Annotated in this window: 17 protein-coding genes and 3 tRNA genes; 9 read left to right on the forward strand and 11 right to left on the reverse strand. The window is 61.4% G+C overall.

The window, feature by feature from the left end; genetic code table 11:
- Window positions 1-20 precede the first annotated feature (20 nt).
- Complete coding sequence (locus KQH55_RS02220) at window positions 21-179, forward strand: hypothetical protein (protein ID WP_170872448.1); 159 nt, start codon at window positions 21-23, stop codon at window positions 177-179.
- A gap of 454 nt (window positions 180-633) precedes the next feature.
- Here KQH55_RS02220 and KQH55_RS02225 read toward each other — a convergent pair.
- From KQH55_RS02225 to rph, 4 genes are all read right to left on the reverse strand, one after another.
- Window positions 634-721 (reverse strand) — tRNA-Ser (locus tag KQH55_RS02225).
- Window positions 722-859: 138 nt separating this feature from the next.
- Entirely contained in the window at window positions 860-2,140 is a 1,281-nt protein-coding gene (gene hemW / locus KQH55_RS02230) for a radical SAM family heme chaperone HemW (RefSeq protein ID WP_235090122.1), read from the reverse strand.
- Complete coding sequence (gene rdgB / locus KQH55_RS02235) at window positions 2,134-2,754, reverse strand: RdgB/HAM1 family non-canonical purine NTP pyrophosphatase (protein WP_235090123.1); 621 nt, start codon at window positions 2,752-2,754, stop codon at window positions 2,134-2,136. The genes hemW and rdgB overlap by 7 nt, the downstream gene beginning before the upstream one ends.
- A complete protein-coding gene (gene rph / locus KQH55_RS02240; protein ID WP_076785308.1) occupies window positions 2,751-3,482 on the reverse strand; it encodes a ribonuclease PH in 732 nt (243 codons plus the stop codon). Before rph ends, rdgB begins: the two co-directional genes overlap by 4 nt.
- A 189-nt stretch (window positions 3,483-3,671) precedes the next feature.
- Here rph and KQH55_RS02245 point away from each other — a divergent pair, with 189 nt between their 5' ends.
- From KQH55_RS02245 to KQH55_RS02260, 4 genes are all read left to right on the forward strand, one after another.
- A complete protein-coding gene (locus tag KQH55_RS02245; RefSeq protein ID WP_076797040.1) occupies window positions 3,672-4,613 on the forward strand; it encodes a YicC/YloC family endoribonuclease in 942 nt (313 codons plus the stop codon).
- A gap of 9 nt (window positions 4,614-4,622) precedes the next feature.
- A complete protein-coding gene (gmk, locus tag KQH55_RS02250; RefSeq protein WP_076797041.1) occupies window positions 4,623-5,306 on the forward strand; it encodes a guanylate kinase in 684 nt (227 codons plus the stop codon).
- 25 nt (window positions 5,307-5,331) lie between these two features.
- Window positions 5,332-5,535, forward strand: coding sequence for a DNA-directed RNA polymerase subunit omega (gene rpoZ, locus KQH55_RS02255; RefSeq protein WP_076785305.1), 204 nt, complete (start codon window positions 5,332-5,334; stop codon window positions 5,533-5,535).
- 191 nt (window positions 5,536-5,726) lie between these two features.
- Complete coding sequence (locus KQH55_RS02260; protein ID WP_076797381.1) at window positions 5,727-8,054, forward strand: bifunctional (p)ppGpp synthetase/guanosine-3',5'-bis(diphosphate) 3'-pyrophosphohydrolase; 2,328 nt, start codon at window positions 5,727-5,729, stop codon at window positions 8,052-8,054.
- Between the two features lie 148 nt (window positions 8,055-8,202).
- On the opposite strand, the gene KQH55_RS02265 is transcribed toward KQH55_RS02260, so the two are convergent.
- Window positions 8,203-8,279 (reverse strand) — tRNA-Arg (locus KQH55_RS02265).
- Window positions 8,280-8,441: 162 nt separating this feature from the next.
- On the opposite strand from KQH55_RS02265, the gene greB reads away from it, so the two are divergent.
- Window positions 8,442-9,002, forward strand: coding sequence for a transcription elongation factor GreB (gene greB, locus KQH55_RS02270; RefSeq protein WP_076797042.1), 561 nt, complete (start codon window positions 8,442-8,444; stop codon window positions 9,000-9,002).
- A gap of 157 nt (window positions 9,003-9,159) precedes the next feature.
- Here greB and KQH55_RS02275 read toward each other — a convergent pair whose 3' ends face one another.
- Window positions 9,160-10,311 (reverse strand): porin, encoded by a 1,152-nt coding sequence (locus KQH55_RS02275; protein WP_076797043.1) that lies wholly within the window; start codon window positions 10,309-10,311, stop codon window positions 9,160-9,162.
- Between the two features lie 1,329 nt (window positions 10,312-11,640).
- On the opposite strand from KQH55_RS02275, the gene KQH55_RS02285 reads away from it, so the two are divergent.
- On the forward strand, window positions 11,641-11,844 hold the full coding sequence (locus KQH55_RS02285) for a cold-shock protein (RefSeq protein WP_076785302.1): 204 nt from the start codon (window positions 11,641-11,643) through the stop codon (window positions 11,842-11,844).
- A gap of 181 nt (window positions 11,845-12,025) precedes the next feature.
- On the forward strand, window positions 12,026-13,360 hold the full coding sequence (locus KQH55_RS02290) for an exonuclease domain-containing protein (RefSeq protein WP_076797044.1): 1,335 nt from the start codon (window positions 12,026-12,028) through the stop codon (window positions 13,358-13,360).
- Between the two features lie 146 nt (window positions 13,361-13,506).
- Here KQH55_RS02290 and KQH55_RS02295 read toward each other — a convergent pair whose 3' ends face one another.
- The 4 genes from KQH55_RS02295 to KQH55_RS02310 form a co-directional block, all read right to left on the reverse strand.
- A complete protein-coding gene (locus KQH55_RS02295; RefSeq protein WP_170872449.1) occupies window positions 13,507-13,653 on the reverse strand; it encodes a hypothetical protein in 147 nt (48 codons plus the stop codon).
- A gap of 502 nt (window positions 13,654-14,155) precedes the next feature.
- Window positions 14,156-14,231, reverse strand: a tRNA-Thr gene (locus KQH55_RS02300).
- A 164-nt stretch (window positions 14,232-14,395) separates the two neighbouring features.
- A complete protein-coding gene (locus KQH55_RS02305) occupies window positions 14,396-15,418 on the reverse strand; it encodes a class 1 fructose-bisphosphatase (RefSeq protein WP_076787343.1) in 1,023 nt (340 codons plus the stop codon).
- Between the two features lie 134 nt (window positions 15,419-15,552).
- Entirely contained in the window at window positions 15,553-16,494 is a 942-nt protein-coding gene (locus KQH55_RS02310) for a LysR family transcriptional regulator (protein WP_076785300.1), read from the reverse strand.
- Between the two features lie 97 nt (window positions 16,495-16,591).
- Between KQH55_RS02310 and metE the strand changes: the two genes are divergently transcribed.
- Window positions 16,592-18,925 (forward strand): 5-methyltetrahydropteroyltriglutamate--homocysteine S-methyltransferase, encoded by a 2,334-nt coding sequence (gene metE, locus KQH55_RS02315; RefSeq protein WP_076797383.1) that lies wholly within the window; start codon window positions 16,592-16,594, stop codon window positions 18,923-18,925.
- 44 nt (window positions 18,926-18,969) lie between these two features.
- On the opposite strand, the gene pepN is transcribed toward metE, so the two are convergent.
- Entirely contained in the window at window positions 18,970-21,678 is a 2,709-nt protein-coding gene (gene pepN, locus KQH55_RS02320; protein WP_235090125.1) for an aminopeptidase N, read from the reverse strand.
- Between the last annotated feature and the right edge of the window lie 3 nt (window positions 21,679-21,681).

Genomic DNA, 21,681 nt, shown 5'->3' on the forward strand with positions numbered 1-21,681 from the left:
TTCCAAAATCGGGAGAAGCCATGATGGAAAACGATGCACCGACGAAACATCCCACGCCTGCGCACCATAGCGACCACGAAAAGAGCAGGATGCCAGAGCGCCACGACAGCGGCCGCAAGCAGGCGCCGCATGATCGGCCCGGCAAGGCGCCGGGCGAAGGGGAAGTGCCGGTCGGCTGACAATCAGCATCGGTGGCGCTGTATCGCCTGCTACTTGCATTTTGTCGTAACCGAGGCCGAAGGCGAGTAATGAACGGCCGCAAAGAAGACATACACCACTCTGAACCCAACCGAGTTGCGTAGCAGCACCGCGATCATAACAAGAATGCCAGTACGTCGAACATGATCGGCACTCGCCAGACATAACAACATTCTCGGAAGTTCGGCGCATCGCCTAAGCGCCAAAATCATCGCCGCATCATGAATGACAAACATTCGCCATGTTGAGCGACGGTTCGACCGTTTTTAACCGGCTCGCCAGGCCAGTTTTTTGCCTATCGCACGGCCGAATCATGGGGTCGAACGTCGCGTCTTAGGCTAACTTTGGCCGAGATGGCCATTTTGCTTGCACGGGCAGAGTTACAAGCATTCAACTTTTTGAAATCCTTTTAGATCAAAGGATTGAGAATGAGGTTGGCGGAAGCGGTGAGATTCGAACTCACGGACGGTTGCCCGTCGCTGGTTTTCAAGACCAGTGCCTTAAACCACTCGGCCACGCTTCCTGGAACGCGATATTGTAGCCGATTTGCTGCGCGTGCTGAACATCGGCCGGCAGGCGGATGCGCACGCACCTCCCGGCCGGCTGCCACGAGGCCGTGCGCACGCCGTTTCATGCAGCTAAGGCGGGCATGCGCGCCGGTTCACGCGTCGTCCTTCAGGAACAATGCCTGCAGGTCGTTCAAGAAACGCTGGCCGAGCGACGTCGGCGCGATACTCGTATGGTCACGACGGATCAAGCCACGGCGTTCGGCTTGCGCGAGGGCGGGCTCGACCGATGTCATCGTCAGCCCGGTCCGCTCGATGAACCGATGCACCGGGAAGCCTTCGGTGAGCCGCAGCGCATTGAGCATGAATTCGAACGGTAGGTCACGCGTACTGACTTCGTGCTGTTCCTGGATCGGTGCGCCCGCGGTAGTCTGCGCCAGATAGGTGGCGGGGTGTTTGTAGCGCATCTGTCGCACGATCCGTTCCGGAAAAGACAGTTTCGAATGCGCGCCTGCGCCGATGCCTAAGTAGTCGCCGAATTGCCAGTAGTTCAGGTTGTGCCGGCTTTGCCGGTGCGCTTTAGCGTACGCTGACACTTCGTAGCGGTGGTAGTCGGCTTCACGCGTGCGTGCATGGATCCACTCCTGCATGTCGGCCGACGTGTCATCGTCGGGCAGCGTAGGGGGATACTTGTGGAAATAGGTGTTCGGCTCCAGCGTGAGATGGTACAGCGACAAATGGGGCGGCGCGAATGACAGCGCAGTCTCCACGTCCGCCTGGCATTGCGCCAGTGTCTGGCCCGGCAGCGCAAACATCAAGTCCAGATTGAAGTTGTCGAAACTCGAGCGCGCGATCTCTACCGCGCGGCGAGCCTGCGCTGCGTCGTGAATGCGGCCCAGTGCCTGCAGGTGAGCGTCGTTGAAGCTCTGGATGCCGATCGAGAGCCGGTTGACGCCGCTGCTGCGAAAGCTCGCGAACTTGACGGCTTCGAACGTGCCGGGATTCGCCTCGAGCGTGATTTCCACATCTGCGTCCAGTGGCAGCAACGCGCGTAGGTCTGACAACAGCCGGTCAATCGCCTGGGCCGATAGCAAGCTCGGCGTCCCGCCGCCGATGAACACGGTATGGACCGGCCGTCCCCAGATCAACGGCAACGCCGCTTCTAGGTCGGCGCGTAGCGCGTCCAGATACTCGGTTTCAGGAAACTGCGCGTCGTTTGGACCGCGTGTGAACGCGTGCGAATTGAAGTCGCAATACGGGCACTTGCGCACGCACCATGGAAAATGCACATACAGGGACAGCGGCGGCAGTGCGGTGAGCCGGATGCGTCCCGGTGCAATGAACGCGGACACCGCGCCGCCCGATCCTGGAGCGTCGGTGTGCGCGAGCGGTGAGGGACGGGCGGGTGCGCGTCCCGCGATGGGATGATTCACCATGCGTTCTTCAATCGACGGATCAACTCTGCCAACGCCAGCGCGCGATGGCTATGGGCGTTCTTCACTTCCGGCTGCAACTGGGCGGCGCTTGCCTGTAGCGCAGGGATATAGAACAGCGGATCGTAGCCGAAACCGTGCCCGCCACGGGCCTCGGTGAGGATTTCGCCGTGCCAGCGACCGTCGGCGATCAACGGCTCGGGATCGTCGACATGGCGCACCAGCACTAGCACGCAATAATAGTAGGCGCGCCGGTCGGCGTGCGTGCGCAACATGTCGAGCAGGCGCGTGTTGTTGGCCGCATCGGATTTCTCGCCACCGGCTAATTGCGCATAGCGGGCTGAATAGACGCCTGGGGCGCCGCCCAGCGCATGCACGCATAGCCCCGAATCATCGGCAAGCACGGGCAAGCCGGTGACGCGTGCCGCGTGGCGCGCTTTTTCCAGTGCGTTCTCGATGAACGTCGGATGGGGCTCGGGTGCTTCGCCCACGCACAATGCGTGCTGCGGCACGAGATCAATGCCAAACGCGTTTAGCGCAGAAAATTCGCGCAGCTTGCCAGGATTGTTCGACGCCAGCACGATGCGCGACTGCGCAGATCCGAGATGGCTGTTCATGGCTGCAGCGCCTTTTTTTGCAGCTCGATGAGTCGCATGATGCCGGACTCGGCGAGATCGAGCAGTGCGTTCATCTCGCCGCGGCTGAACGGTTCGCCTTCGGCCGTGCCCTGCACCTCAACGAAGCGGCCGGCCCCGGTCATCACCACATTCATGTCGGTGTCGCAACGCGAGTCTTCTGCGTAGTCCAGATCGAGCACCGGCGTCGCGCCGTGGATGCCGACTGATACCGCCGCGACGTGGTCGAGGATCGGCGTCGCGGTGAGCTTGCCGTGCGCCAGCAGCGTATCCACCGCATCGTGTGCGGCGATGAATGCGCCAGTGATGCTCGCACAACGTGTACCGCCGTCGGCCTGAATCACGTCGCAATCGATATGCAGCGTGCGCGGGCCCAGTTTCTCCAAGTCAAACACCGCGCGCAGCGCACGACCGATGAGCCGCTGGATTTCCTGCGTGCGGCCGGTCTGCTTGCCACGCGCCGCCTCGCGATCGCTGCGCGTGTGCGTCGCGCGCGGCAGCATGCCGTACTCGGCGGTGAGCCAGCCGCGCCCGCGATCGCGCAGGAATTCGGGCACTTTCTCCAGCACGCTGGCGGTGCAGATCACTTTTGTGTCGCCGCATTCGATCAACACGGAACCTTCGGCATGCTTCGTATAGTGGCGCGTGATGCACACGTCTCGCAGTGCGTCGGCGGCGCGGCCGCTGGGCCGCGGAGTTGGGACTTTCATAGTGGAACAGTCAGAAAGTGGATGCGGTTGGAGGTCAGCTGCGCCGACCCGAAACCCGCATCTTAGCGCTAAACGCGATTGTCCTCGGTGAGCCGGAGGCGTTTCCCTCATGCCGGCCGCTGTTGCCGGGGGCTGGTAGGCGTTCAGTGCGATAATTGTTATTTACCAGAACTTTTCGCGAGACGCACAATGATCTACAGCATGACGGGCTATGCGAGCGTGACGCGGGAACTGGTCGCCGACGGTGTATCCGAGGTCGGCGGCAGTACCCATACTGCCAGCGTATCGGTCGAGTTGCGCACCGTGAATTCGCGGTTTCTTGACCTCAATTTCCGTATGCCTGAAGAGGTGCGCACCTGTGAGCCGACGTTGCGTGAAATGCTGATGAATCGTCTCTCGCGCGGCAAGGTCGATATCCGTATCAACGTGCAACGCAGCGAGCAGGTGGCGCTGACCGGGTCGCTCAATCGCGACGCGCTGCTGCAACTGGCGGCACTGGAGCGCTCCGTGCTCGATGTGTTTCCCGGCGCGGGCGGCCTGCGCACCGGTGAAATCTTGCGTTGGCCCGGCGTGATCGCCGATAGCGGCCTGTCGGCCGCATTGCTGCGCGACGCAGTGCTGGCCTGCGGTAAGCAGGCCGTGGACGAGCTAGTCAACGTGCGCGGCCGCGAAGGGGCGCAATTGGCCGCGATGCTGTTGGCCAATGTGACCGAGATGGAGGCGATCGTCACCCGTATTACGCCGTTGGTGCCCGAGCTGATCGCGCGTCATCAGCAAAAGATTGTTGAGCGGCTGCAAGCAGCGCTCGGCGTGGCGGCGTCGGACGGCTCGCCACAACTTGTCTCGCGCGAGGAAATCGCTGAACGGATCCGTCAAGAGGTGACAATGTACGGCATCCGAATCGACATCGCCGAGGAGCTGTTGCGGCTGAGTACGCATTTGGCCGAGACTCGCCACGTGATTGAAAAGGGCGGCCGGGTTGGCAAGCGGCTCGATTTCATGATGCAGGAACTGAACCGGGAAGCGAACACGCTGGGGTCCAAGGCCGCGGCGAAAGAACTGGCTGACGCGTCGATGACGCTGAAGCTGCTGATTGAGCAGATGCGTGAGCAAGTTCAGAATTTGGAGTAGTCCGACACGATGACGAACAATCTCAATCCCTATACCGCAGAATATCCCGGTAACCTGTTCATGGTGGTCGCGCCGTCCGGCGCGGGCAAGTCGACGCTGGTCAACGCGCTATTGGCGCGCGACCCGTCGATCCGGCTGTCGGTGTCGTACACCACCCGGCCACCGAGGCCGAACGAGACGAACGGCGTTCAATATCATTTCATCCCGGCGTCTGACTTCCTAGAGCGCCATGCCCGGGGTGAATTCCTCGAGAGTGCCGAAGTCCATGGCAACTACTATGGCACATCACGCGTGTGGATCGAGGAGCAGATGAAGCGTGGCGTGGACGTGCTGCTGGAAATCGATTGGCAGGGCGCGCAGCAGGTGCGCAAGCAGTTCCGAAACGCGGTCGGCGTCTTTATTCTGCCACCGTCGCTTGATGCGCTCGAGGAGCGTCTGCGCAAGCGTGGACAGGACGAGCCGAACGTGATCGTGCGCCGGCTGCTGGCCGCTGGCAGCGAGATCTCGCATGCGCCCGAATTCGAATATGTATTGATCAACGAGCATTTCGATCGTACGTTAACCGAAATGCAGACTGTGGTCGCCGCGACACGGCTGCGTTTCGCATCGCAGCGCGCACGTCACGAGAAGCTATTCGTCGAGTTGGGCATCCACTCATCACAGGCGGATGGATCGTGCGGTGAGTTAAAATAGATTTATAGCAACAAGGAATTCCAATATGGCTCGCATTACCGTCGAAGACTGCCTGGAAAATATCCCGAACCGCTTCGAGCTTGCGCTTGCGGCGACGTATCGTGCGCGCCAACTCGCGCAGGGCCACACACCGAAGATCGAAAGCAAGGATAAGCCGACGGTACTCGCGTTGCGCGAGATTGCCGAAGGAAAGGTCGGCATCGAGATGTTGAAGAAAGTGCCGGTCTGACCGGCACGCCCGCCATGTGACGACACAACGCAACACACCTGGAGGCGCAAATGAGTTCCAATCCATCGCACGCCTCCACGTTGTCGTGCGCCGCGCGCGCGGATGACGAGGCCGCGGCACGGCGCCCTCAGGCCGGGACGAAACGCCCGTCCACGTCGCCGACTGGCGCGGACGCTGCGGGCGGCGCTGGCATGGCGAGCAAAACGTCGCCTGCACGCGCGTACATCGATGCAGTGCTCGAACAATCGTTTCGGCACTTGTTCGGTCCGACCGCCACGCCCGAGCAGCCACGCAAGCACGAAGTCGTATCGATCGCGAAGCTGACCGAAGAGTTGGGCTCATACATGACGCCGGCCGAGATCAAGGAGATCAAGGCCGCGTTTCACTTCAGCGACGAGGCCCACCTAGGCCAATACCGGCAAAGCGGCGAGCCGTACATCACGCACCCAGTGGCAGTGGCCGAGATCTGCGCCGGCTGGAAGCTGGACTCGCAGTCGATCATGGCCGCGCTGCTGCACGACGTGATGGAGGACCAGGGCGTCACAAAGACGGAACTGGCTGAGCGTTTCGGGCCGAAGGTGGCTGAGCTGGTCGACGGGCTGTCCAAATTGGACAAGATGGAATTCCGCAACCGCGAGGAGGCGCAGGCGGAGAATTTCCGTAAGATGTTGCTTGCGATGGCGCGGGACGTGCGCGTCATCCTGATCAAGCTTGCTGACCGGCGGCACAATATGCGCACGCTCGGTGCGGTGCCGCCTGAAAAACGTCGGCGGGTGGCGCGCGAGACGATCGATATTTATGCACCGATTGCGCATCGGCTCGGCCTCAACAACACGTATCGTGAGCTACAGGAGCTAAGTTTCGCGAATTTCAATCCGCGCCGGTATGCGACCCTTGAGAAGGCCGTCAAGGCGGCGCGCGGCAACCGGCGAGAGGTAGTTGGCAAGATCCTCGAGGCGGTGCAGCGTTCGCTGGCCGATGCGAAGATCGATGCTGACGTGACCGGGCGTGAAAAAACGATTTACAGCATTTATCGAAAGATGCGCGACAAGCAGTTGTCGTTTTCGCAGGTGCTCGACGTGTACGGTTTTCGTGTGGTCGTCGACACGCCGATAGAATGCTATATGACGGTCGGTGTATTGCATTCGTTGTACAAGCCGGTGCCGGGCAAGTTCAAGGACTACATTGCGATTCCGAAGGTCAACGGATACCAGTCACTGCATACCACGCTGGTCGGCCCATTTGGCACGCCCATCGAGTTCCAAATCCGCACGCTGAAGATGCATGAGATTGCCGAGGCGGGCGTTGCGGCACATTGGATGTACAAGAACGGCAGCGCGGATCTGAATGACGTGCAAAAGCGGGCGCACCAGTGGCTCAAGTCGTTGCTCGACATCCAGAGCGAGGCAGGCGATTCCAGCGAGTTCCTCGAGCACGTGAAGATCGACCTGTTTCCAGACGCGGTCTACGTGTTCACGCCCAAATCGAAGATCATGGCGCTGCCGCGTGGCGCGACTGCGCTGGACTTCGCGTATTCAGTACATAGCGATCTGGGTAACCAGTGCGTTGCCGTCAAGATCAACAACGAGTTGTTGCCGTTGCGCACCGAGCTTAAGAGTGGCGATATCGTCGAGGTCATCACGGCGCCGTACTCGAAGCCGAACCCTGCTTGGCTGGGGTTTGTCCGGACCGGCAAGGCGCGTTCGGCGATTCGCCATTATCTGAAGACGATGCGCTTGAACGAGTCGGTGCAACTCGGTGAGCGGCTTGTGGAACAGGTGCTCAAGGCGTATGGGCTGTCACTTGCTGAAGTCACGCCGGAGATCTGGGACAAGATCGCGCACTCGACTGGCAATAAGTCGCAGCAGGAAGTATTCGCCGATATCGGGTTGGGACGTCGCATCGCAGCGGTGCTCGCCAAGCGGATCGAATTGTTGCTTAGCGGCCGTGACGGGGACTCCGACGAGCACCCGCGCCCCGATGCGCCGGCTCATGCCAGCGGCGGACCGCCGGTATGGATCACCGGGACAGAAGGGATGGCGGTGCAACTGTCGCCTTGCTGTCGGCCGATTCCCGGCGATGACATCATGGGCTACATTGGAATGGGCCTCGGCATGTCGATCCATACGACCGATTGCCGTGTCGCGCAGCGTATTCATCGGCGCGATCCCGGTCGCTGGATCGATGTCGCGTGGGCGCCGCAGCCGGGACGTTTGTTCGATGTGGCGGTCAAGGTGCTAGTGAAGAACACGCGTGGTGTTTTTGCACGCGTGGCCGCCGATATCACGGCCGCCGATGCGAATATCGTGCACGTGGCGATGGATGAGGATCTGGCCCAAGAATCGATGGCGCTGCGCTTCCTAATTCAGGTCAGTGACCGGGTCCATTTGGCGAATGTGATCCGGCGTACTCGGACCAATCCCGATGTGATCCGGATTGGCCGTGAGCGGGCGTCCGACGACGGCCACCATCGGCACGACGGTGGAATGCGCATCGAGCGTGACCGCGGTGACTATTGACGCGTAACGGGAGTTCGTACACCCTGGTTGTTCGCGGCATACTGCCAGTGCTAAGGGTTGCCGCTGGACGGCTTCTCGTGCGGTGCGATATCCGTCCGTGTGACACAAAGCAAAAAGGCCTTCCGATTGGAAGGCCTTTTTAAAAAAGTGGCGCGGCTGGCAGGATTCGAACCCACGACCCCTTGGTTCGTAGCCAAGTACTCTATCCAACTGAGCTACAGCCGCGCGAAGAAGTGAAATTATAGCAACTTCTTTGAAGATGTGAAGCCCCTGGCGCGATTTTTTTTGCATGCCGGTGATGAGCAGACGCCGGATGCCGGCCATGAAGCGTTTGCGCGTTCGTATAATAGTCAAAAGGACATTCCATAGTTTCAGTCGAGTCGCACAATGAACAAGGCATTTGTGAAGGAAAGCGATGATTCGGCGCAAGACGACGACCTGCCGCAACCGGAAATGCCGACTGGCGCAAAAAACTATATGACGCCTGAGGGTTACCGCCGCCTGAAGGACGAGTTGCTGCAATTGATCGACGTCGAGCGGCCCGAGGTCGTGCGCATGGTATCGTGGGCCGCGTCGAACGGCGACCGGTCTGAAAACGGCGATTATATTTATGGCAAGCGGCGTTTGCGCCAGATCGACCGGCGCATTCGTTTCCTGACCAAGCGGCTTGACTTAGCCGAGGTCGTTGACAGCAGCCGGCAGGAAAACACTGACCAGGTATTCTTTGGTGCAACAGTCCACTATGCAACATCCGATGGCACCGAGAACCGGATCACCATTGTCGGCGTCGATGAGGTGGATCTGGATCGGGGGCGAGTTAGTTGGATCTCGCCGATTGCGCGGGCGCTGTTGAAAGCGCGGATCGGGGACACCGTGCCACTACACACGCCAGGCGGGATTGAGCAAATCGATGTTCTCGACGTGCACTATCCGGCTGCTACGCACTGAGTGCGTGCGGGTGTCGCTGTACGCGGGCTACTGTCACGAGCGCTCGCGGGCTGCTGTCATGACAGCGCTCGCGGCAGAGTGATAGACCGTAAAAAAGGCGCCCGAAGGCGCCTTTTAGACTGGTGCACAGGACGACTAGCGTCCTGTCCGCTTAAGCTTAGAAGCGGTGACGCAGGCCAGCGGTCACAGCGACTTGCTTGTCGAACGACGACGGAGCCAGGCCGTTAATGTTCGCGGTGAAGCCGGTCTTGCTTTCAACAACCTTTTGGTACTCACCCTGCAGGTACACGTCGGTCCGCTTGGACAGCGCGTACGCGGTTTGCAGGCTGAATTGATGCCACTTCGGCGATTCGCCGCCTAGCTTGCCGTCGGTGTACGTGTACGCACCCGCAACGCTCAATGCCGGCGTCAGGTTGTAGCGGCCGTTGACTTCATAGTTGTTGAAGCGCAGGTCGCTGCTGGCCGGCAGGCCAATGTTCGAAACGTCGATGTTTGTGTTTGTGGTATTGAGAGCATTGTTCAGCTTCGTTTGCGTAAACACGAAACCTGCCGTTGCCGGGCCGAACGCGTAGCTCAGACCTGCGCCCCAGGTACGCTGACGGCCAGCGAGGAACGTGGCGTCATCCGAGAAGGCGCCGGACAGGTTCGACACCTCCGTCGCACCGACCAGCGGCGTGTTGTTGTTCAACTGCAGATAAGCTGCTGCCACGTTCAACGGACCGTAGTTATACGATGCGCCGACGCTGTACGCGCGGTTGTTCGCAAAGTTGCCCGCCTGGTTCGAGAAGCCGTACAACGCGCCAAACTTGAAGCCGTCGAAGTTCGGGCTTTGATACTTCACCGAGTTGTTGACGCGGAACGAGTTGTCCAGGTTGTCGTTGTCGAACGGGTGCGCGAACTGTGTGCCGCCGTATTGCGTGCCAGTCAGTGCCAGCGGGCCGAGGTAGTCAACGACGGAATCATATTGGCGGCCGAGCGTGACGGCGCCGTACTGGTCCGACGCGAGACCGACAAAGGCTTGGCGGCCGAACAGGCGGCCTCCTTGGCTTGCCCCGCCATTGCCGATGCTGAAACCATTTTCCAGCGTGAAGATCGCCTTCAAACCACCACCGAGGTCTTCAGCGCCACGCAGGCCCCAACGGCTGCCGTTCACCGAGCCGCTGGTTTCCTGCCAGTTCGAGCGACCGTCTTGGCTGTTCGTGTACGTGATACCGGCGTCGATCAAGCCATACAGCGTCACGCTGCTCTGCGCGTGGGCAGCCGTCGTGAACATGCCCGACAGGGCTGCAACCATGAGAGTCTTTTTCATCTGTGTGAACTCCAAATACGTATGGGAAATCTTACCCAAGCTTTGAGGAAACGAGGCCGCCGGTGAGTTGGCAGCATGTATTTCAAGTGGTGCGGCATTGAAACGATTAGCCAGATGACGCACCTGTTTCCTGGAAAGGCAGAGTGTAAAGACGAGGTCGCGATGCGAACATTCCGAATTCTGCAACAATATATTGACGACTGCGCAATGATGGGTGGCGCCCCGCAAAGCCTTGTGTAGCAAGGCCGAGCAGCGATTCAATTCGATTTCGACAATGGTGGACGAGCGCTCGCCGTTGTGTTTGTACGACAGCTAAATGAAGGGAACCAGTGGGCAATCAATGTGTCGCGTCTATTGTTTCGTCAGCCACAATAAAGGATTGTCGAATTGATTAACGATGGGATGCGCCGATTTGGCTATACTGCAATCACTGCTTTCCCCTAGCAGCTTTTTCTTCGGGAAAAGATCTCCAAACCTTATCAGCGCGGTCGTCTTGATCGCGCTTTTTTTGCGCCGTCGCCCATCGCACTGACGCACCATTGCACTGGTGGCTGGGACGCCGCGGGTGGCGTGCAAGCCATCGAGCCGACATCGATGTCGGAGCCAGCATCGATGCCGTCGACTTATTCCAGTGGGCGGTGAGGCGAGACGGCGCTAGGCACCTGCTGAGCGGTGCAATGTCCAGTCGTTGGCATCCAATCCTCGATCACGTAATGACGTGCATCCATTAGCGGTGCCGACAACAGGTTTTGCCAGTGATCGCTGTGCCAAACCATATCGAAGTGGGTCAAGCCCGCAGGGTCGGGCGCGGTGATTGGCACAGGGCTGGTCCGATCTGCAGCATGGCGGGAATCATGCCGTAGCCAGCCGAAAAGGTGCTTAAGTGGCGTCAGCATCATATTGCCTCTTGCTACATCGAATCGTTCCCGTAAATAGTCGCACGAACCGCTTCGGAATAGAATCAGCATAAACACTTACAATTTGTTGCAGGTGAGCGGTAAAAATTTCTGTCACTTCATAATTGAATATCGCGATTCAAGTAAAAACGACTTGTTTAATTCAGATAAGGGAAGCTGAATGACAGGGTTGAACGCTTTGCCGATCGGGCTGCTGCGGCCCACTGGGTAGGCTTTCCGGGGGATTGATAAAACCTTGACAGTCGCTAGACAACATATTTTCTGCTTGACGTACAGTCCTGTTTCTATTTATAACAATACCGCTGGATTTTCAGGATGCAAGGTTGCCGCATAACGCGGGAACCTTTGTTTCATGATTTTCTGCAGATGAACTGAAGTTTGTTACGTCAACACTTGAGGGGAAGCACGATTTATGGAAACGGGTATCGTCAAATGGTTTAACGATGCTAAAGGCTACGGCTTTATCACTGCGGATTCGGGTGGCGAGGATCTGTTCGCACACTTCTCCGAAATCCGCTCGGATGGGTTTAAGTCGCTGAAGGAAAGCCAGCGCGTATCGTTCGAAGTGAAGACTGGCCCGAAGGGCAAGCAAGCGGCGAATATCCGGCCGTTGTGACGCGGCGCCCGATCCGGGATCTGATGCCCTGACCAATGTCGGCGGCAGCTCAAAGCCCCGCGCGTCGGGGCTTTTCTTTTTCCCCGCCGTGCGCCGTGCGCCGCGCAACGACGCGCGCGGAGCCGGTCATTTTGGGCGACAATGTGCGCGTTTGCGCTTTTTATGCCATTGTTGCGTTGCCATGACCGACCTCGCCAGCCTGATCCACGATGCCGATGCACGACCACTCGCGTTTGTGGATCTGGAGACGACGGGCGGGCGCCCTGGAGTCGACCGCATCACGGAGGTGGGCGTGATCGAAGTTGACCGTGATGGCGTTCGTCACTGGAGCACGCTGGTCGATCCGCTGCAGCCAATTCCGCTATTTGTGCAGCAGTTGACCGGTATCACGGACGCGATGGTCCGCGGCGCACCGACATTTGATGCGCTTGCCGCTGAACTCGCGCGCCGACTCGATGGCAAGTTGTTTGTCGCGCACAACGCGCGCTTCGATCACGGTTTCCTGAAGAAAGCGTTCGATCGGATCGGCATCCGCTTCGATCCCGACGTACTGTGCACAGTGCGGCTATCCCGCGCACTGTTTCCGCGCGAAAGCCGGCACGGGCTCGACGCACTCGCGCAGCGGCTGGACTTGACCGTGTGTGGTCGGCATCGGGCGTTGGCCGATGCCGATCTGGTGTGGCAGTTTTGGCAGCGCGTCCATGCCCTGCATCCACGCTCCGTCATCGACGCAGCGTTGAGCCGCTTGATTCGCGGGGGCGGGGCCGACGCGATGACCGATGTGTTGCCGGCCGGTTCGGGCGTCTATGCGCTGTTCGACAGCGATGGTGTGCCGTTGTATGTAGGCAAGAGCGCCAAGCTGCGGCAACGCGTGCGCACGCAATTGTTTGGCGAGCGCCGCTCGAGCCGCGACGCGCAACTGGCCGCGCGCGTGCATGAGGTGCGCGTCTATCCGGTGGTGGGCGAGGTCGGGCTGTTGTTGGCGGATGCGCATTGGAGTGCTGTGCTGCGCCCGAGACTCGGTCGTCGTGTGGCGGCAACGGTGCAGCCACCGCGCGGCGCCATGCCGTGGCCCTACGGCGGACCTGTCGCACTGATCGAGCGGTCAGGCCACGATTGTGGGGCGCAGGGAGTCCATCTGTTGGACGCGTGGCAATATCTCGGGTCCGCCGCCGACTTGGATTGCGCGCGCGCGTTGCTCCATGCACATCGGCAGTCCAGCGCGGCGTGCCGCGACGCGTGTGATATTGTCCAGCCCGCACAGGCCGTGACGGCTCAGCCCGGCCTACTGGGCGTCGTGGAACCGGCCTTCAATGCAGCCATTGCCCAGATCCTTGCGCAGCGGTTGGCACGGGGTGGGCTGGTCGTGGAGCGGCTCGCGGCCGTGGCGCCGGCCGCCAGCCGCCACGGCCAGCTGGCGCCGTCAGATACTGCCTACCCTACCGCGCCGACGCCGTCATTAGCGCATAGATGGGGCACCGCGGTGCGCAGCGCTGCGAAGCGCGATGCGTCATAGACCGTCGTCATTTTCCAGTCGGCCAGTGCCCTGGCCACGCGGACTGGCCGGACCGGGCAATCCGACCCCATTGGACGCAGGTAGGGCTTACGCGCGGGCAGCTGAATCGCGCCGACACGACAAGAAACGACGCGCGTATCGCGCCCTCACTGCGTGGTGCCGGACTTGCGTTGTTCGTCAAAGAATGCGCGGACGTGCTCGGGCAGGTCTGCGAGAAACTCGACGCCCACCGGTTCCGGGTCTGGGCTAGCGACCTTGTCTGGCGACGGAATCTTGGTGGGTTTGGTTTCCATGGTGACTCTCCTTGTTGCGAATCGATTATCCGCCTCGGGTCCGATCGTGTGCTAGTGTCACGTGGCCACGACGCGTTTTTCTCTCCCTTCTGTTGCTATATCAGCACAATAGTCCAATCGGAAACAATGCGTTGGGAAAATATCCGCGTGCATTGCATCAAACAAGGAAACAGTGTGACAACGCGCCATGTTTCGTCTAGCGAATAATCCATTGTGGGCTATTTGCGGGCGGTTGACTGGACGCTACCGTACCGAGGCCTTCGGCCGAACATCGGCGTCAGACATTGACGCCGTGGGTGCTGCGAGACGAGTGAGCGCATCACAACGGCAGCCGACAACGGACGGTCATGCTGGCGGTGTGCGGCATGCAGACGAGGTGTCGCATGCGCACGGCGTTAGGATGAGTAGGCGGCGACGCGTCCTGTCCGCCGAGGGCGGTGCGCGGCCACGCGAAGAGCACAACAAAAAGCCCGCAAAACATAGGCTTTGCGGGCTGAATCCATGGTGCCGGAGAGAAGACTCGAACTTCCGACCTTCGCATTACGAATGCGCTGCTCTACCAACTGAGCTACACCGGCAACAGAAGCGAGATTATAAGAGTGGACGGCGCGGGTTGGCAACCCCTGTGTCCGCGACACCTCTGGGTCAGCATGTGTCAGCGCAACGTTAACGCTGCCTGTGTCGCCACCCCGGCGTCAGCGCTCTGAGCACCATCTGGTGTCAGGGCACTCGCATTCCATATTCAGCCCTCGAGGTGGTACCGCGTTACGCGGTCAACTTCATTCTTGGAGCCGAGAAACACGGCGACGCGCTCGTGCAGGCTCTTGGGTTGAATGTCCAGGATGCGCTTTTCGCCGTTGGTCGCGGCGCCGCCTGCCTGCTCGACGATGAACGCCATCGGATTCGCCTCGTACATGAGGCGCAGCTTGCCGGGCTTGTTCGGCGTGCGCTTATCGGCCGGATACATGAAGATGCCGCCGCGATGCAGGATGCGGTTCACGTCCGCCACCATCGAGGCGATCCAGCGCATATTGAAGTCCGTCTTGCGGGGACCGTCTGCGCCCTGCGTCAGCTCGCTGACATAACGTTGCACCGGTGCGTACCAATGGCGCTGGTTTGACGCATTGATTGCATATTCGCGTGTGTCGACCGGGATGCGCAGGTCGCGATGCGTGAGTACCCATGAGCCGAGTTCGCGATCGAGCGTGAAGCCGTTGACGCCGTGGCCCGTGGTCAGCACGAGCATTGTTTGCGGGCCGTACACTGCAAAGCCGGCTGCCACCTGATGAGAGCCCTTTTGCAGGAAGGATTGCTCGGTCGGGTGGGCGCCATCTGGACAGCGCAGAACCGAGAAGATCGTGCCGATCGACACGTTCACGTCGATATTGGACGAGCCATCGAGCGGATCGAATAGCAGCAGGTATTCCCCTTTGGGGAAGAACGTGGGGATCGGATGAATGCTCTCCATTTCCTCCGATGCCATCGCGGCGAGGTTGCCGCCCCACTCGTTGGCCTCGAGCAAGATTTCGTTGGACAGGATGTCGAGCTTTTTCTGTACCTCGCCCTGGACGTTCTCGCTGCCGGCGCTGCCCAGTGCCTCACCCAGCGCACCTTTGCTGACGTGATAGCTGATGAGTTTGCAGGCGCGCGACACGACCTCGATCAGCAGCCGCAGATCCGCCGGGATGTTGTTGTGTTCGCGCTGTTGTTCGATTAGGTACTGGGTGAGAGTCGTGCGGCGTGAGAGGGGCCGAGTCGCTTCCATGATGAGCTCCGAAAAACGCTGTTCGAGAGGCGCGATCGCTGTCTTCGGGCACCGTCGCCAGCACCGCGCCGCGATTTGCATGGCCGCCATTCTACATGGGCGGTGTAGCGCGTCGGTGCGTTGGCGAGCCTGCGCTATAACAATTCGATTTGAGACAAATTCAGCAAACTGGTCTCACGCATCGTCGACACGAAGTCGGCGGCGTACGGCCGTCGGGCGAACGCGGGCAGCATCGCCGCGTAAAGCTCGCCGGACAGTGGCGCGCTCTTTCGCGGCGGCCCACACAGCACGGTGCGCGCCGCGACGTAGCGCTTTTCGAGATAGGTCGCTACAGCCCATAGCGGCAACGCGGCAATCCCGCGGCGGCTGGCGACCAGCTGCAAAATCGCCACGGTCAATTCCGAGGTGCGGCGCTTGGGCTCGATGCCAGCGGGCCGGAGCACTTGGCGCACGATGTCGAGCATGTCGTCGGGCACCGGGTAGGTGATCAGCGTCTCGTGGCGAAAGTCGTCGGCCGTCAATGCGTCACGGCCGGCGAGCGGGTGGTCGTGCGCGAGCAACGTGACAATCTGGAAGCGAAACAGCGCCCGATGCTCGACGTTCTCGTCAGGATCGGCCTCGGCGACGATCGCCAGGTCCGCCCGGTCCGAATGTAGCAGTCCAATCGGGTCGGCGTGGAAGCCGGACACGATATCCAACTCCACGTCGGGCCAGCGCTGCCGGAAGGCGTCCATGGCGGGCATCAGCCAATCGAAACAGGTGTGGCATTCCACTGCAATGCGTAGCGTGCCGCCGCTGCCCTGCGCGAGGCGCGCGACGTCGCGCTCAGCTTCCTCGACCGCGGGCACGACGTGGTCGGCCAGCACCAGCAGCCGTTTGCCGGCCGGCGTGAAGACCAGCGGCGAAGACTTGCGCACGAATAGCGCCAGGCCGAAATGGTCCTCGATCGCCCGCAATTGATGCGACAGCGCGGATTGCGTCAGGCACAGCCACTGCGCGGCGCGCGATAGGTTGCCCGCTTCGCGCAGCGCGATCAGCGTTTGCAAGTGGCGCAACTCCAGCGGCGAGCGGATCATCGTGCTTGAAAAAAATTAAAGATAATCGAAAAAATATTTCGTTTGAATCATACATCAGTGCAATGGATACTGCGCAACATTGGAATCGGAGGCCGCGATGATTGCCGCACATGTCCTGGGTTTTCCCCGCATCGGCGCGCAGCGCGAACTACAGCTCGCGCTGCAGCGGTACTGGCAGGCTGGAGCGGGCGAGCACGCGCAGGCGGCGCTGCTCGAGACAGGACGGGCGCTGCGACGTGAACATTGGCGCATCCAGCAAGACGCGGGGCTGGATTTTGTGACAGTCGGCGATTTTGCTTGGTACGACCATGTGCTGACGACGCTGGTGCATCTGGGCGGGCTGCCCGCCCGATTCGGCTTCGAGGCGCGCAACCTGACACTGGCCCAGTACTTGGCGCTGGCACGCGGCCATGGGCAACAGCCGCCGCTAAAATCGCGCCAATGGTTCGATACGCGCTATCACTACCTGGTGCCTGAGTTCGACGCAGCCACGCGCTTTGACGGCGGTGTGGACTGGTTGCTGGACGAACTGCGCGACGCACAGCACAGGGGCCATCGCGCTAAGGTTGTGCTGGTCGGCCCATTGACGCTGCTATGGCTGGCTAACGTGCACGGCGCGGAACTGGATCGACTCGACCTGCTGCCCCGGCTGTTGCCGGCCTACCAGAAGTTGCTTGCCGCGCTACGGGTGGCCGGCGTGGAATGGGTTCAGCTCGACGAGCCTGTTTTGACGTTGGACTTGCCGCAACCGTGGTGCGATGCCGCGCAACACACCTATCAACAGCTTAGCGGCGGCGCGCCGCGCATCCTGCTCGCGACGTACTTTGGCGATGTCAGCGGCCATGCATCGTGGCTGAAGGCGTCGGCGGTGGATGGCGTGCATCTGGATTTGGTACGCGCGCCGCAGCAGTTGTCCGCCTTCACCGAGCAATGGCCGCGCGACAAGATACTATCGTGCGGCATCGTGGACGGGGACAACGTGTGGCGCAACGACCTGGCCGCATCACTGCACCTACTCGAGCAGGTGCATGCGCGGTTGGGCGACAATGTCTGGGTCGCGTCCAGCTGCTCGTTGCTGCACGTGCCGTTGGACCTTGCGCAGCAGACCCGCTTGGACGATGCGTTGCGCAGCTGGATGGCGTTCGCAGTGCAAAAGACCACCGAGATCGCGCTGCTGCGGGACGCGGTCACGGCCGGGCGCACCGCGCCGCACATCGCGCACGCGCTCGATGCTTGTGCGGCGGCGCTGCACACGCGCCGCACGTCGGCACGGGTCCATCATGCGCTGGTGCAGCGCGATGTCGCGCGGCTGGAGCCCGCACACATGCGGCGCGCTGCCCCTTATGCGGTGCGGGAGTCTGCCCAGCGCGCGCGCTTCAATCTTCCCGTGTTGCCGACCACGGTGCTCGGCCCATTGCCGCGGACCGACGCGATCCGCGCCGCATGTGCCGCCTACCGACAATGCGAGTTGACCCATTTCGATTATCTGGAAGCGATGCGCGCCGAAATCCGTCATGCGGTTGAGCGCCAACACGCGCTGGGTCTGGACGTGCTCGTACACGGCGAAGCCGAGCGCGACGAGCCGGTCGAGTATTTCGCTGAACAGCTGTGGGGCATGGCCGTCACCGACAGCGGCTGGGTGCAAGTGGACGGCTGCCGTTGCGTCAAGCCTGCATTGATCTACGGCGATGTCTATGCGCCCGAGCCGTTGACCGTGGGGTGGGTGGCGTATGCCCAGTCGCTGACCGACAAGCCCGTCAAGGGTATGCTGACCGGCCCGGCGACGATGCTGCAACGCGCGTTCGTGCGTGACGACCAGTCGCGCGCCATGACCGCGCTGCAGGTCGCGCTCGTGTTGCGGGCCGAGGTCGCCGCGCTCCAGGCCGCAGGAATCGGCATCATCCAGATCGACGAGCCGGTGCTGGGCGAGGGCTTGCCGCTCCGGCAGGCCGAGTGCGACGCCTATCTGGACTGGGTGGTGCGTGCGTTCCAAGTGGCTACCGGCGGCGCGGCGAACGACACGCAGATTCACGTCCATCTGGGCGATGCCGCGCTCGATGACATGCTGCCAGCGATCGCCGCGCTGGATGCCGATGTGATCCTGTCCGGCACCGGGCGTGCCGTGAGGGCTCGGCTCGACGCATTGGCGGCCTTGCCGTCTCCGTGCGCAATCGGAACCGGCATCGATGGCGTTCATGTGGCGTGCGCGCCGCACAACGCGCAGATGCTCGCGGCGATCGACGCCGCGCTCACGCGTATCCCGGCGCCGCGCTTGTGGGTGAGCGCGGATTGCGGGTCGACAGCGGCCGATTGGCACTGCGTGCAGACGGTGTTGTCCAACCTCGTCGCGGCGGCTCGCACGGCGCGGGCGGCGTTGCACGACAGCCCGTCCGTCTGCCGCGCTGACCATCACTGCACCGTATCGGCGTGAGCGTTGGCGTTGGCGACACTGCCCGCCGACGCGTTAAGCAAAGGCTATGCCAGCGCCTTGCCGACGATCTCGCGCACGTCCTTCGAACTTGCATGAGTGGCGACCTTTTCCAGCGCCGCGCGCATCGGCTCGCGCAGCGCCGGCACGAACTTACGCCAGCGTTCCAATGAGCGGGTCAAGCGGGCGGCAACCTGCGGATTGATGGCGTCGAGCGCGATGACCTGCTCGGCCCAGAACGCGTAGCCGGAGCCATCCGGCAAATGGAATTGTTCCGGGTTGGCCGCGCAGAAGTTGAAGATCAGCGCACGCGCCCGGTTCGGATTCTTCAGGTTGAAGGCCGGGTGCCGCATCAGCTCACGCACCGTATCGAGCGTGCGTCGGCCTGTGCCGCTGCGTTGCTGAGCCTGGAGCGCGAACCACTTGTCGATCACTAGCGCGTCGTCCTCGTGGCGGCGGTAGAACGCGTCGAGCGCGGCTTGCGCTGCAGCTTGCGCTTGGGCGGGCGCGTTCGCGTGCAACGTGATCAGCGTAGCGAGCGCGGCAGCGCGATCGGTCATATTGTTGGCCTCGTCGAACTGCGCGCGAGCGAGCCGCAACGCGTCCGTCGGATCGTCCAGTTCTGCAAGGTAGTGTAGCGCCAGGTTCTTCAGCGCACGCTTGCCGGCATCGGTCGGGTTCGGGTCGTACTCGCCTGGCGTCCGGTATGCGTCGTACGCAGCGAGCCAATCCTCGCGTAGCGCGGCTGCCAGCCTGCGGCGCACGAATTGCCGCGCCTGGTGGACGGCGGCCGGATCGGCTTCGTCCATTTGCTCGGCCAAATAGGTCTCGGACGGCAGAGTCAGTGCTTGTTCGCGCAATGCCGGCGACAACGAGGCGTCGCGCAGCACGGCACTGAAGGCGGCAATGAATGCCGCCGGTAGCTCGAGCGGCATGTGCTGCTGCACCTGTGTGGCCAGCGACAGCAAGGCGCGCGTGGCCAGGCGCTGCCCAGCCTCCCAACGGTTGAACGGATCGCTATCATGCGCGAGCAGGAACGCGAGTTCGTCGTAGGTATAGTCGTATTCGACGATCACCGGCGCGGAGAAATTACGCAACAGCGACGGCAGTGGCTTCTCGGCGACGTCGACAAACGTGAAGGACTGCTGTGTGCCGGTGAGCTCGAGCACACGCGTGGTCGCCGCACCGGCCTCGGCCGGTTCACCTTGCAGGCGTAGCGGCATGTCGCGCCCTTGCGTGTCGACCAGGCCGAGCGCGAAGGGGATCAGCAGCGGTCCCTTTTGCGTTTGCGCCACATGTGGCGACGATTCCCCATAGTGCTGCGTCAGCGTCAAGATAAAGGTGCGGGCCACCGGATCATACGCGGTGCGCACCGCCACACGGGGCGTGCCGGCCTGGCTGTACCAGCGCTCGAACTGGGCCAAATCCCGGTGGTTCGCGTCAGCCATCGCAGCGCGAAAATCATCACAGGTCACTGCCTGGCCATCATGCCGTTCGAAATACAGGTCCATGCCTCGGCGCAAGCCGTCGCGCCCGAACAGCGTCTGGTACATCCGCACGACTTCCGCCCCTTTCTCGTAGACGGTGACCGTGTAGAAGTTATTGATCTCAACATAGCTTTCCGGTCGCACTGGATGCGCCATCGGACCGGCATCCTCGGCAAACTGCATCTGCCGCAGCATACGTACGTCATCAATGCGCTTGACTGCGGCGGCAGCCGGATCGGTGGTGCCGCCCGCCATGTCGGCGGAGAACTCCTGGTCGCGGAACACCGTGAGCCCTTCCTTGAGGCTGAGCTGGAACCAGTCACGGCAGGTCACGCGATTGCCGGTCCAATTATGGAAGTACTCATGCCCGACAACCGATTCGATGTTTGCGAAGTCAATGTCGGTCGCGCTCTGCGCGTTCGCAAGCACGTACTTCGTATTGAAGATGTTGAGTCCCTTGTTCTCCATTGCGCCCATGTTGAAATCGCCGACGGCGACAATCATGAAGCGGTCCAGATCCAGTTCGAGCCCGAAGCGCTGCTCGTCCCAGCGAATCGCGCGCACCAGCGAATCGAGCGCATGACCGGTCTTGTCCAGGTCATGTGGCTCGACCCATACTTGCAGCAGCTTTTCTTTGCCCGAGCGCGTCTTCATTGTTTGTTCGCGGGCAACGAGCTTGCCGGCGACCAGCGCGAACAAGTAACTCGGCTTGCGGAACGGGTCCTCCCACTTCGCATAATGCCGGCCGTGCGGCAGCGTGCCGCTGTCCACCAGATTACCGTTGGACAACAGTACCGGATAAGCGGCTTGGTCAGCACGTAGTGTGACGCGGTAGGTCGCCATCACGTCGGGACGGTCCAGGAAGTACGTGATGCGACGAAAGCCCTCGGCTTCGCATTGGGTGAAAAAATTGCCGTTGGAGACATAAAGGCCCGACAACGTCGTGTTGTCGGCGGGGCGGCACGCGTTTTCGATCACCAGTTCGAACGCCTCCGGCACGTTCGACACGACGAGACCGCCATCGTGCACTGTGACTGCATCGTGCGCGCGGGCATCGACGGTCAATGACAGCAGCTCCAATGCTTCCCCGGCCAATTCGAGGTCGGCGGCAGCGTCGCCGGCCTGCGGATTGCGCCGCACGCGTAGTGTGCTGCGCACCAGCGTGCGTTCTGGCACGAGATCGAATTCGAGTTCCACGGTGTCGATCAAAAACGCGGGCGGCGTGTAATCTGCACGGCGGATGACGGTGGCTTCAGCAGGCTTGGACATGGC

This window comes from Mycetohabitans sp. B3 (assembly GCF_021498065.1).
Lineage (GTDB): Bacteria > Pseudomonadota > Gammaproteobacteria > Burkholderiales > Burkholderiaceae > Mycetohabitans.